This is a genomic window from Aeromonas sp. R7-4, from assembly GCF_040908055.1.
Lineage (GTDB): Bacteria > Pseudomonadota > Gammaproteobacteria > Enterobacterales > Aeromonadaceae > Aeromonas > Aeromonas sanarellii.
This window is the reverse complement of record NZ_JBFODA010000012.1, coordinates 21330-33557: the sequence shown is the minus strand read 5'-3', so window position 1 is coordinate 33557 and position 12228 is coordinate 21330. Positions and strand designations below refer to the sequence as shown.

Annotated in this window: 10 protein-coding genes; 6 read left to right on the top strand and 4 right to left on the bottom strand. The window is 64.9% G+C overall.

Going from position 1 to position 12228, the window contains the following annotated elements; genetic code table 11:
* Positions 1–106 precede the first annotated feature (106 nt).
* From AB5Y72_RS01805 to AB5Y72_RS01790, 4 genes are all read left to right on the top strand, one after another.
* Positions 107–667, top strand: coding sequence for a YceI family protein (locus AB5Y72_RS01805; RefSeq protein WP_368198494.1), 561 nt, complete (start codon positions 107–109; stop codon positions 665–667).
* On the top strand, positions 667–1401 hold the full coding sequence (locus AB5Y72_RS01800; RefSeq protein ID WP_216989920.1) for a hypothetical protein: 735 nt from the start codon (positions 667–669) through the stop codon (positions 1399–1401). The genes AB5Y72_RS01805 and AB5Y72_RS01800 overlap by 1 nt, the downstream gene beginning before the upstream one ends.
* A 185-nt stretch (positions 1402–1586) precedes the next feature.
* Positions 1587–2708 carry an adenosylhomocysteinase gene (locus tag AB5Y72_RS01795; protein ID WP_216989921.1) on the top strand — a complete coding sequence of 374 codons (1122 nt, stop codon included), beginning with the start codon at positions 1587–1589 and terminating at the stop codon, positions 2706–2708.
* Entirely contained in the window at positions 2705–3016 is a 312-nt protein-coding gene (locus AB5Y72_RS01790; RefSeq protein WP_042077444.1) for a SelT/SelW/SelH family protein, read from the top strand. The genes AB5Y72_RS01795 and AB5Y72_RS01790 overlap by 4 nt, the downstream gene beginning before the upstream one ends.
* Positions 3017–3074: 58 nt before the next feature.
* On the opposite strand, the gene AB5Y72_RS01785 is transcribed toward AB5Y72_RS01790, so the two are convergent.
* Positions 3075–4787: a lysophospholipid acyltransferase family protein gene (locus tag AB5Y72_RS01785; protein ID WP_216989922.1), complete on the bottom strand. Its 1713-nt coding sequence runs from the start codon at positions 4785–4787 to the stop codon at positions 3075–3077.
* Between the two features lie 105 nt (positions 4788–4892).
* Positions 4893–6119 (bottom strand): peptidase T, encoded by a 1227-nt coding sequence (gene pepT / locus AB5Y72_RS01780; protein WP_368198491.1) that lies wholly within the window; start codon positions 6117–6119, stop codon positions 4893–4895.
* Positions 6120–7174: 1055 nt separating this feature from the next.
* Between pepT and speA the strand changes: the two genes are divergently transcribed.
* Positions 7175–9076, top strand: a complete 1902-nt coding sequence (gene speA / locus AB5Y72_RS01775; RefSeq protein ID WP_042077451.1) for a biosynthetic arginine decarboxylase — start codon at positions 7175–7177, stop codon at positions 9074–9076.
* Between the two features lie 242 nt (positions 9077–9318).
* On the top strand, positions 9319–9507 hold the full coding sequence (locus AB5Y72_RS01770) for a hypothetical protein (protein WP_042077453.1): 189 nt from the start codon (positions 9319–9321) through the stop codon (positions 9505–9507).
* Between the two features lie 48 nt (positions 9508–9555).
* On the opposite strand, the gene AB5Y72_RS01765 is transcribed toward AB5Y72_RS01770, so the two are convergent.
* Both AB5Y72_RS01765 and AB5Y72_RS01760 read right to left on the bottom strand, forming a co-directional pair.
* The gene (locus AB5Y72_RS01765) at positions 9556–9846 is read right to left on the bottom strand and encodes a hypothetical protein (protein ID WP_042077455.1); all 291 of its coding nucleotides are present in this window, start codon (positions 9844–9846) and stop codon (positions 9556–9558) included.
* A gap of 222 nt (positions 9847–10068) precedes the next feature.
* Complete coding sequence (locus AB5Y72_RS01760) at positions 10069–12174, bottom strand: bifunctional diguanylate cyclase/phosphodiesterase (protein ID WP_254203642.1); 2106 nt, start codon at positions 12172–12174, stop codon at positions 10069–10071.
* Positions 12175–12228 lie beyond the last annotated feature (54 nt).

The window sequence follows — 12228 nt, the reverse complement described above, 5'->3', positions numbered from 1 at the left end:
CCACTCTCAGTTGATAATTATTTTAATAAATCGATGATTATCTATTGCTACGAGGAGGTTAGCATTTTGGACACAGATGTGAACCCCCAATGAAGGAACGATCGGAATGAAAATGACCAAGGCCCTGCTGGCCTCCTGCCTGTTTATGGCGGCTCCCCTGATGGCGGCCGATTACGATGTCGACGCGGCCCACACCACAGTCCAGTTCAAGGTGGGCCACCTCGGCTTCTCCGAACTAGTCGGCCGGTTCAACACCTTCAGCGGCACCTTCAGCATGGACGACGCCAACCCGGCGGCGGCCAAGGCGAGCTTCGAGATCGACGCCGCCAGCGTGGACTCCAACCACGAGGCCCGCGACAAGCACCTGCGCAGCCCCGACTTCCTGGACGTGAAGCAGTACCCCAAGATGACCTTCGTCAGCACCGGCTATGAAGGCACCAAGGAGAAGGGCGTGCTCAAGGGCACCCTGAACCTGCACGGCGTCGCCAAGGAAGTGGCCTTCGATCTGGTCCACATCGGCGAAGGCAAGGATCCCTGGGGTGGTTACCGCAGCGGCTTCAACGCCACCACCACCATCAAGCGCAGCGACTTTGGCGTGAACTACATGGTGCCGAACATCCCGGACGAGATGAACATCAGCCTGTTCGTCGAAGGCGTGCGCAAGTAATGGGCGCGGCACTCCTGCTGCAAACCCTGGCGGCCCCCTTGGGGGCCGCCTTGCTGTCGTGGCGCTGGCCACGGCTGGGGTATCCGGGGGGCGCCCTGGCGCTCTGGCTGGTGGGCTGCCTGCTGGGCGGTGCCTATGGCCTGCCGGTCAAGGCGTGGCAGTGGTTGCCGCTGTGCCTGCTGGTGCCCGCCCTGGCACAACAGGTCGGCAAGGGGGTCGCCCTGGTGCTGTTCGCCCTGCTCGGCGCCCTGGTGTGGTGGCAGGGGCTGGCCTCGGTGCTCGCCACAGAGCCGCGCATCTGGCTGGCCCTTCTGCCCGCCGTCGCCTGGTACGGCTGGACGAGCTGGCGCGGTGACAGCGAGGAGGGGCTCGGCTTCGCCCTCGCCTTCATCTGGCTGGCGCTGGTCATCGGCATCGACGGCAGCCTGCTGATCGCCCAGCTGGCGGGCGCCCTGGCCGCCTTCGCCGGGTTCCGTGCCCTGCTCGGCGCCTTTGCGGGGGTCAAGGTGGCCCCGGCCGCCCTGGGGCTGGCGCTCGCCTTCGTGCAGATGCTGGCCTGGCAATACGTGGAAGTGCCGCTCTTGGTGCTGCTGCCGGTCTGGTTGCTGCCACTCCTTGAGTGGATCCTGCGCAAGCGCCCCGAATTGTCCCGTTGGGGTCTGTTGATCCTGGTGGCGGTGATCGGTGCCGGTGTGAGTCTGTGGTGGGTATGGCCCCAGGCGTCACTTTACTGATTTCTGCATGAAAAACAGGCTATTACCTTAGAAATTGATGGGCTTGTCAAAGTCTGCACAGATAAAGATTGAGACCCATGGTGCTTTCGGATAAAAAGGATTTTCAATTATCTGGACACACACAGAACCCGGCTATGCCGGGTTCTGTTTGCCTGCTTTCTCGCGGCACGCTAAGGAGGCCACAGTTGCGCAGTCAGGGATCTGAGCATCTGTTTTTTCGCCATTTCACCGAGCAGGGACGCCTCGGGGATCTCTGCATCCTGCTGGTGACCCATCTGCTGCCCGACCGGCCCCACTTCATCCAGGTGCTCGATGGGGTGGGGCGCGTCGGCGCCATCCTGCCCAAACCCAAGTCCGTCCACGGGCCGACCCTGGCCTGGGCCCAGCAGCACTATCCCGTGCTACCCCTCAATCGCCACTGGACCTCGGATCCCGAAGGGGTCATAGCCCAGATTGCCCCCCTGGTGCGGGAGCATGAGCGGCTCATCATCCTCGACATCGGCGGCTATTTTGCCAAGAGCCAGGCGGTCCTCGCCGAGCACTTCGGGGCGCGCTTTCTCGGGGTGGTGGAGATGACGGAGAACGGCCATCAGCGCTACGAGCAGGAGCACCTGGCCGCCCCCGTCATCTCGGTGGCCCGCAGCCCCCTCAAGCAGGCGGAGGACATCCAGATCGGCCTGAGCGTGGTCTACTCCGCCGAGTCCCTGGCGCGCACCCTGAGACGTACCTTCAACGTCTGCCAGGCCGCCCTGTTCGGCTATGGCAAGGTGGGGCGCAGCATCGCCCGCGAACTGCGCTGCCGCAACCTGCATCTGGAGCTGGTGGAGACGGACGCCCTGCGCCAGGTGGAGGCGCTCTCCCACGGCTTCAAGCTGGTGAACAAAGCAGAGGCCCTGGGGCGGGCCGAGCTGGTGATCTGCTGCACCGGCAACGGGGCGCTGGACATTGCCGACTTGCAGGCCCTGCGCCCCGGCGCCATGGTGGCGTCGGTCACTTCCGCCGACGACGAGTTCGCGTTCTGCCTCTCCCAGCTGCCCTGGCCGAGCGAGGAGGTGTGCCCTCACGTGCTGGCCCTCAGCCGCCCGGACGGCAGCACCATCTTCCTGCTCAACCGGGGGGAGGCGGTCAACTTCGTCCACGGCGCCGTCATCGGCGAATACGTCTACCTGGTGCTGGCGGAGATCATCGAGGGGGTGCACCAGCTGGCCAGGCAGGCATCGGCCTCCGGCCTGCACGAACTGCCCCAGGCCACCATGCAGCGCATCGCCCGCCACTGGTTAACCGATTTTCACGGAGTCACCCCATGACAGAGACACAAACCCAGATGAACAAGCCGCGGATCGAGATCCGCTACTGCACCCTCTGCCGCTGGATGCTGCGGGCCGCCTGGCTCGCCCAGGAGCTGCTCTCCACCTTCGACGGCGAGCTCGGCGAGGTGGCGCTGGTGCCCGCCAGCAAGGGGGAGTTCCGCATCCTGGTGGACGGGGTGCAGGTGTGGGATCGAGTGGCCGACGAGGGCTTCCCCGAGGCCAAGGAGATCAAGCAGCGGGTGCGGGACCTCATCGCCCCGGAGCGGGATCTCGGCCACGCGGATCGCAAGCCCGCAACCGAATGAGGCGTGAAGATGAAAGAGAAGAGGGAGGCATCAGCCTCCCTCTTCTTTTTGCGGTGATTTAGGCCCCCGCGTCCGTCTGGACGGGGACACCGATATAGCGCGCCCGCTTGTGGGGCTTGATGCGGCTCACGTCCACCCACACCAGGCCGTCGATGCAGTGGTTGAAGTCCGGGTCGATGCCAAAATCCATGAACTGCACGCCCCCCGGCTCGCACAGCTCGGCGTACTGCTTGTAGAGGGTGGGGATGGCGCAGCCCAGGTGGTCGAGCCCCGCCTTGAGCGCCTTGAGATCGGTCCCGTAGTCGCGCCCCTCGAACAGGGGCGGCGTCTCGGGGTAGGGGCGGCGTGACGGGGCGAGCGCCAGCTCGGGGGCAAAGTGCTGGCGGTAGAAGCCCACCAGCAGATCCTTGGCCGCCGGCGGCAGGCTGCCGGAGAGGCTCACGGGCCCGAACAGGTAGCGGTACTGGGGGTAGCGGGCCAGATAGGCGCCGATGCCGAACCAGAGGTAGTCCAGCCCCCGCTTGCCCCAGTAGGCGGGCTGGATGAAGCTGCGACCGAGCTCGATGGCCTGTTCCAGCCTCGGCAGCAGCTTCTCTTCAAAACCGAACAGGGTGTGGCTGTAGAGGCCATCCAGCCCCTGGCTCGCCAGCCGCTCGGCCACCGGGGCGAAGCGGTAGGCACCCACTATCTCGAGGCGGGCCGGATCCCAGAGGATCAGGTGGTGATAGTCGTCGTCGAAGGCGTCGAGATCCCGCCGTCTGCCGGAGCCTTCCCCCACGGCGCGAAAGGCGATCTCCCGCAGCCGTCCCAGCTCGCGCAGGATCACCGAGTGGCTCTGCTCGTGGCGGCGATAGAGCAGGATGCGCTGCCCATCCGGGGTCTGGCCGAGCGGCTCGCACCCGTCGACGGCCTGTTTCAGCAGACGGCGATCCTCCGGCAGGGCGATGGGGGCCTCGGTCTGCAGCCCCCCCTTCTTCCCCTTCCCGAGGCGATAGAGGTGGCTGCGCACCAGGGCGGCGGCGGTCTTGGGGGCGAGATCCCCGAGGCTCTGGGGCGGGATGCGCTCCCCCAGGGTGAGGGTGAGGCGGCGCCCCTGCTGGCGAAACAGCTGCTTGACCAGCAGCAGTCCCGCCCAGTCGTTGTTGAGCCAGGCGGCGAGGTAGAAGGAGAGGCCGTTGCGCCCGTCCAGGTGCACCGGCACCAGGGGTGTGCGGGTGCGCCTGGCCAGCTTGATGAAGCCGCTCTGCCAGGGGCCGTCCTTCACCCCCTTGGGGCCGAGGCGCGACACCTCGCCGGCGGGGAAGATGATGAGGGCCCCCTCCTCGGCCAGGTGCTCCCCCATGGCCAGGATGGCGCGCCTGTCCGTCTTGCCCCCCAGGTTGTCCACCGGCAGCAGCAGGGGCCGCAGGGGGGCGAGCTGAGCCAATATCTGGTTGGCCACTATCTTGACGTCCGGGCGAATGCGCCCGAGCAGGCGCAGCAGGGCCAGCCCGTCCAAAGAGCCGATGGGGTGGTTCGCGACCAGGATGACCCGGCCGCTGGCGGGAATGTTCTCGAGCTGCGCCTCGCTCACCCGGCAGTCGAAGTCGAGTTCGGTGAGCGCCTGCTCGACGAAGTCGAGGCCGCGCAGGTGGGGATGGCGCTTGGCGAAGCGCGTGAAGGCCTCCTCGTGCAGCAGCCAGCGCAGCCCCTGCCGGAGCAGGGGGCGGATGAGGGGTTGGCCGGCGAGGCGGGGCAGGTGCTGCCCCAGCAGGGTATCGACGTCGAACATGGGCAAGGCTCCGCTGAACTTTGCTCAAGCTTCTCCCCCCTGCGTTCCCGCCGTGTGGCAGCGCCGTGACGGTTTGATGACGGGGCGAACCCCGTCCTCAATCCCTTACTCTGCCCGCCAGGCCGAGGTGAGGCGCACCAGCGCCACCAGGGTGGCGACCGCCTTCTCCATGGATTGCAGCGGGATGAACTCGTGCTTGCCGTGGAAGTTGTGGCCCCCGGTGAACAGGTTGGGGCAGGGCAGTCCCATAAAGGAGAGGCGGGCGCCGTCGGTGCCGCCGCGAATGGGCTTGATCTTCACCGCCACGTCGGCGGCCTCCATGGCGGCTTTGGCCAGCTCGACGATGTGGGGATAGGGCGCTATCTGGCTGCGCATGTTGCGGTAGTTGTCCTCTATCTCCAGCGTGATGCGGGCCTTGGGATTGTCCAGCTGCAGGGAGGCGACCCGCTCCTTGAGCTGGGCCTTGCGGGCGGCGAAGCGGTCGTCGTCGAAGTCGCGGATGAGGTAGTGCAGGGTGCTCTCCTCCACGGTGCCCTCCATCCGGGCCAGGTGGTAGAAGCCTTCGTACCCTTCCGTGCACTCCGGGGTTTGCTCGGGGGGCATCTCGGCGTGGAAGCGGGCGGCCAGGGTCTGGCTGTTGATCATGCTGCCCTTGGCGGTGCCGGGGTGGACGTTGTTGCCTGTGATGCGCACCGTGGCGCTGGCGGCGTTGAAGTTCTCGTATTCGAGCTCGCCGAGCTCGCCGCCGTCCACCGTGTAGGCCCAGCGGGCCGGGAAGCGCGCCAGCGGGAAGCGATCCGCGCCTCGCCCTATCTCCTCGTCCGGGGTGAAACCTATCCAGAGATCGCCGCGGGGGATCTCCGGGTGGGCCTGCAGGTATTCGACGGCGGTGAGGATCTCGGCGATGCCCGCCTTGTCGTCGGCCCCGAGCAGGGTGGTGCCGTCCGTGGTGATGAGATCCTGGCCCAGGTAGTTCTTGAGGAAACGGTACTGGCGGATGGCCAGCACCTCGTCCCCCTTGCCAAGGCAGATGTCGCCCCCCTGGTAGTTCTCGACGATCTGGGGCACCACCCGCCCGGCCTCGTAGTCGGCGGTGTCCATGTGGGCAATCAGGCCGATGGCCGGCGCATCCGGCTGGTTGCCAGGCAGGCAGGCGGTGAGATAGCCGTTATCATCCAGTACCACCTGGCTCAGACCGAGTCCTTCGAGTTCTTCTTGCAGGGCGCGGGCGAAGACGAGCTGCCCCTCGCTGCTCGGGCAGGCGGGATTGGTGGCGTCGGAGCGGGTATGGAAGGTCAGGTAGTGGAGAAAGCGCGAAAGCAGGGTGTTCATGGACAAGCCTCGGGTCACGGAAGAGGTACCATTGTGGCCAAGACGGCCCGCGCGCTTATTGCGTCAGCGCAGTTTTTGATGGATTTGTCGGGAGCGGGGTGACGCGGGAGGCTGAGTGGCGGTCGTTCTTGCGGGATAAATGTGAATAAAAATTCCAAATAAAAAACTGATTAAGCATATGCGAAAAGGCTGAAATTCATCCCGGCCCAGCACTGGCAAGGGGTGGGGGAAAAAGGCCGGATCACCCGTTATTTTCAGGGTTGTTCCAGACCGGGCTCATCCCCCGCCACCCCAGAGCCCGCCTCGCTGGCAGCAAGATTTGCCCCCTCGATGAAAACCTGTTTTTTAACGCGATTTTTTATTGTCACTGGCGCCGGTAAGTGTGTACACTCCGCGCCGATCCGAGGGCAACCCTGAGCAGGCAGAGGCCGCCAGACACCCACAGGATCATACGCCTATAGGGCGAGGCACGCAGAAACGACAGACACTGCTGGGGAATGGTTTCTTTAATACCGGTTAGGCTCCGGTATCAGGGAGAACAACGGACTCTCATCTTTCAGCTGACCGAGTGAGCCAGCGGCTCATCATCTTCCCTTGTCATGGGTGGTCACTGGCGTTGAGCTGGCTGTGGCGGTTGTCGTCCATCAACACGCATGCGTGCTGAGGCCTTCCCTTCTCTTCCTTGAAACCCTCTCCTGTCCGTCGGGATCGCGGCCGAATGATGAACAAACGGCGTGGCTGATGCCGGTTGTCATCAAAGTACCGCGGCGCTCCGTTAAGGTGGCACCGCATACCGTTGAGCTTGATGTAAAGCCACCAGCCCCACATCAAGACTCGTTACTTCCCAAGATCCACCAGGCAGCCTTGGCTTGCCGCGATGTGCAACAGACGAACCGGGGTGGCCAGGCCACGGCGAGGCAACAGGCCCGCCAGGCGTGCCGCCACGCACCGGATCAGCAGGCCGCCTTGACGCGCCGCCCGTTGCCGTCGATGGTCTGGATGTGATTGAGGGTAACGAAGGCGGCCCACGGCCGCTCATTTGCGAGGCATAGCCCATGACTAACTGGTCCAGCAAGGACTCCTTGAAGGTCTACAACGTTCCCTACTGGGGTGCGGGTTTTTTCAATATCAATGACGCCGGTCATGTGACCGTCTCCCCCGACAAGTCTCGCCCCGAGGCGCAGATCGTGCTGTCCGAGGCCATCGAGCAACTGCGCCAGTCCGGGCTGACCACGCCGGTGTTGCTGCGTTTCCCCGACATCCTCAAGAGCCGGGTCGATGCGCTGTTCAACGCCTTCGGTCAGGCCATCGAGAAGTCAGGCTATCAAGGGGACTACCTGTGCGTTTACCCCATCAAGGTGAACCAGCAGCGTCGCGTCATCGAGACCATCAGTCAGTCCTACAGCGACAAGCCCCGGCTTGGGCTGGAAGCGGGCTCCAAGCCCGAGCTGCTGGCCGTGCTGTCCCATCACCATGCCCAGGGCTCGGTCATCGTCTGCAACGGTTACAAGGACCGCGAATACATCCGCCACGCCCTCCTGGGCAACCTGATGGGCCACAAGGTCTACATAGTGGTGGAAAAGCCCTCCGAGCTGGAGATGGTGCTGGACGAGTCGGCTCGCCTCAACATCAAGCCCAACATCGGGGTGCGTGCCCGCCTCGCCTCCACCGGCTCCGGCATGTGGGAATCGAGCGGCGGCGCCATGTCCAAGTTCGGCCTCTCCGCCTCCCAGATCCTGGCGCTGGTGGAGCGTCTGCGCAGCCTCGGCAAGCTGGACTGCCTGCAACTGCTGCACTTCCACCTGGGCTCCCAGATCGCCAACATCCGCGACATCCAGGGCGGCATCCGCGAGTGTGGCCGCTTCTACGCCGAGCTGTGCCGTCTGGGCGCCAATGTCGAGGTGGTGGACGTGGGCGGCGGCCTCGGCGTGGACTATGAGGGCACCCGCTCCCAGAGCCACTGCTCCGCCAACTACAGCCTCTCCGAATACGCCAACAACGTGGTGTGGGGCATAGGCGACGTGTGCCGCGAGTTCGACCTGCCGCACCCCACCATCATCAGCGAGTCCGGCCGTGCCCTGACCGCCCACCACGCCGTGCTGGTCACCAACATCATCGGTGCCGAAGGGGTGGAGGTGAACGACATCAGCGCGCCGGACGAAGACGCGCCCACCATCTTGCAGAACATGTGGAAAGGCTGGCTGGACCTGCGCGGAGAAGATCCGTCCCTGCTGGAGATCTTCCACGACTCGATGGCGGATCTGGCGGACGTCAACACCCAGTACACCATGGGGCTGTTGAACCTGGAGCAGCGCGCCTGGGCCGAGATGCTGCACCAGAACACCTGCCTGGCGCTCAAGGAGCTGCTCAACCCGGTCAACCGCAACCACCGCGCCCTGGCCGACGAGCTCTCCGAGAAGCTGGCGGACAAGTGCTTCGCGAACTTCTCCCTGTTCCAGTCCCTGCCGGATGCCTGGGGCATCGGCCAGGTGTTCCCGGTGATGCCGCTTGCCGGCCTCGAGCGTCCGCTCACCCGCCGCGGCATCCTGATGGACATCACCTGCGACTCCGACGGTCAGGTCGAGCACTATGTGGACGGCCTCGGCGTCGAGAAGACCCTGCCGATGCCGGAGTACGGTGCGAACGAAGAGTGCCACGTCGGCTTCTTCCTGGTGGGCGCCTATCAGGAGATCCTCGGCGATCTGCACAACCTGTTCGGTGACACCCACTGCGCGGAAGTGTGGCTGGACGAGGAGGGCAAGATGGACATCCGCAACGTGGTTCGCGGCGACACCGTCGACCAGCTGCTGCGTTACGTCAACATCGACCCGTCCGTCATCCGCGAGAACTACCAGCAGATCGTCTCCCACCCGGCGCTGGACGATGCGACCCGCAAGGCCCTGCTCGAAGAGCTGGAGCTGGGGTTGCAAGGCTACGCCTATCTGGAAGACGAATAAGCCCAGGCTTGTTCGCCCCGTCGCTGACAGCAAAAAGACGGAAATGCAAAACGGCGCCTTCGGGCGCCGTTTTTGTTGGCCGCGGGCTAGCCCCATGGAGGTGGTTTGCGATACGAGCGGCACCCATGATCCCGAAAGAGGGCCAGGCTCGTGCGCCCCCTTGATCCGAATCAAGTTTGGATCCGGCCGGTTACCTTAGGGTCGAACAGGATGTTGGTGATATGTAACAGAAGGAGAGGTGTATGGAACTCAAAAGGGACCCGAGATGCTATACCGACGTCTGTATCGACGGTAAGTGGTATCACTACGATCACTGCAGTACCCAGGTTTATATGCTGATGGGCGGCGCGGCGCCTAGCCTGCAGCTCGCCTATGAACCGGCCAGCGAAGAGGAGCTGATCGCCATGCTCCGGCAACTTGCCTGCGGCTGAGTTGTGCAAGGCCATCGGCACAGTGCCGATGGCCTTGGTGCAGCCGATTCAGTGATGGCCCTTGCGGCCAAACAGCTTCCTGGCCATCTCCTGCATAAACACCGCCAGCCCGTAGCTGGCGTCCGACTTGCCCACCTCGTCCGCCACATAGAGGAAGTCGGACTTGTATTTTTCCACCGCCTCCTGGGGGCTGGTGGCATCGATGAAGTCCTCCTGCACCTCGAATCCCTGTGCCAGCAGCTCAGCCTTCTCCGTCAGAAAGCTGGGGGAGGCCATGTCGACATAGGTGTACTGCTGCCGGTTGGAGGCCGGAATGCTGAAAAACTGGTATCTGGCCATCTGTGATCCTCGCCTGTGCGGCGTTGTCGATCGGATAGGTGCTGGTCGAACTGTCCCTGCTTGCCCCAATACAGGGGTGAGGGGCGGCATTCGAGTCTTTAGTGGGGCAGCCTATCCCGAGTCAGCGAGAGACGCAATCGGGAATTTTTCCGGGGTATGGCAGGAGCCGGACATGGCAGGGCGCAAGGGATAGCCCCATGTTCGGGAGATACCGCGTCCGTGTCAGGCGGACTCGGCGAGCACGCCGTCCTGGGGCCGTTCACCGCAGTGGGCCAGCAGTTGATCCCCTGCCATGGGGCGCCCGAGCAGATAGCCCTGCAGGGTGTCGCAGCCCAGCTCGGTCAGCAGGGTGCGCTGGGCCTGGGTCTCCACCCCTTCGGCTACGATGCGCATGCCCAGGGCCTGACCCAGGGCGACGATGGCGGCGATGATGGTGGCATCGTCTCCCCCCTGCACCAGGGTAGTGACGAAGCCCCTGTCTATCTTGAGCTCGTTGGCGGGGAAGCGCTTGAGGTAGAGCAGGCTGGAGTAGCCGGTGCCGAAGTCGTCGATGGAGATGCCAAGCCCGAGCTCGGCCAGGCGATTGAGGATGGTCAGGCTCTCCTCGGCGTTCTCCATGGCGGTGGATTCGGTGATCTCCAGGGTCAGGTGACGGGCCTCGAGCCGGTGACGGGAGAGCGCCGCCTGCACCTCCTCCAGCAGGCCGGGGCTGGCCAGCTGTATGGTGGAGAGGTTGACCGCCACGCTCCAGTCGTGGTGCCCCGCCGCCCGCCAGCGGCTCATCTGGCGGCAGGCCTCGTCGAGCACCCAGTTGCCGATGGGGATGATGAGGCGGCTCTTCTCCGCCAGGGGCAGGAAGCGGACCGGGGAGATGGCACCATGCACCGGGTGCTGCCAGCGCAGCAGCGCCTCGGCGCCGACCACCTGACCGCCGCGGGCCGCGTATTTGGGCTGATAGTGCAGGGCCAGCTCCCCCCGCTCCAGGGCGTGTTGCAGCTCCCTTTGTAGCAGGAACTGCTGGTGGGCGTTGGCGTTCATGGCGCTGTCGAAGAAGTAGTAGTCGTTGCGCCCCCGCTCCTTGGCGTAGTACATGGCGGCGTCGGCGTTGAGGGTCAGCTCGTGCAGGCTGGTGCCGTCCTGGGGATAGACGGCGATGCCGATGCTGGCGGTGATGTGCAGGCTGTGATGTTCCCACTCGTAGGGCTGCGCCAGGGCGGCCAGCAGCCGCTCGGCGAAGGCCGTGGTCTGGCCCAGATCCCCCGGCGCCAGGGCCAGCACGAACTCGTCCCCCCCGAAGCGCGAGGCGGTGTCGCTCCCGCCGAGCAGCCCGCTGATCCGCTCGGCGACCTCGACCAGCAGCAGATCCCCGGTATGGTGGCCGTGGGCGTCGTTGATGATCTTGAAGCCGTCGAGATCGAGAAACAGCAGGGAGAAGCTGCGCTGGCTGTGCTGGCACTCCTGGATGCGCTGCTCCAGCCGGTCGGCGAACAGCAGCCGGTTGGGCAGCCGGGTCAGGCTGTCGTGGAGCGCCAGCTTGAGCAGCTCGTCGTGGGCCTGATGCAGGGAGGTGGAGAGCTTGGCGGCGTGGGCGTCCAGCATGGAGAGCACCAGGGCGATGGCGAACACCGCCAGGGTCACTATGATGACCACGGTCGCCAGCCACTGGGTATTGAGCCCGGTATAGAGGGCGCCGCACAGGCTGCCCTCGGGAAACTGGGCCGCCGCCATGCCGGTGTAGTGCATGCCGATGATGGCGCCCCCCATGACGAGGGAGGCGAGAGCCTTGCTGAAGAAGGCGCGCGGCGAGCTGTTGCGCAGGCGAAACGCTATCCAGAGCGCGGCGCCGGAGGCGAGCACGGCGATAAGGATGGAGAGGATGAAGAGCCCGGCCTGATAATGGATGCCGGGCTCTATCTTCATGGCGGCCATGCCGATGTAGTGCATGGTGGCGATGCCGGCCCCCATCAGCAGGGCCCCGAACACGACCTGATGCCAGGGAAGCCGGGGGCGGCTCACCAGCCAGAGCGCAAAGGCCGACGAGCCGATGGCTGCCACCAGAGAGAGGCCGGTGAGGGTCAGATCGTAACCCAGCGCGATGGGCAGGTTGAAGGCGAGCATGCCGATGAAGTGCATGGACCAGATGCCGAATCCCATGGCAAAGGCCCCCCCCGCGAGCCAGAAGGCGGCGGCCCGGCCCCGGTTCTGGCTCACCCGGCTCGTCATGTTCAGCGCCGTGTAGGAGGCGAGCACCGCCACCAGGATGGAGAAGAACACCAGATCCTGGCTGTAATAGCTGTCGAGCATGGGGTGGGTCGCGATCACGTTCATCTACTCTGGGATGGACAACGGCCTGAGCCTTGGCCGGGGCGCGGGGGAAATCGG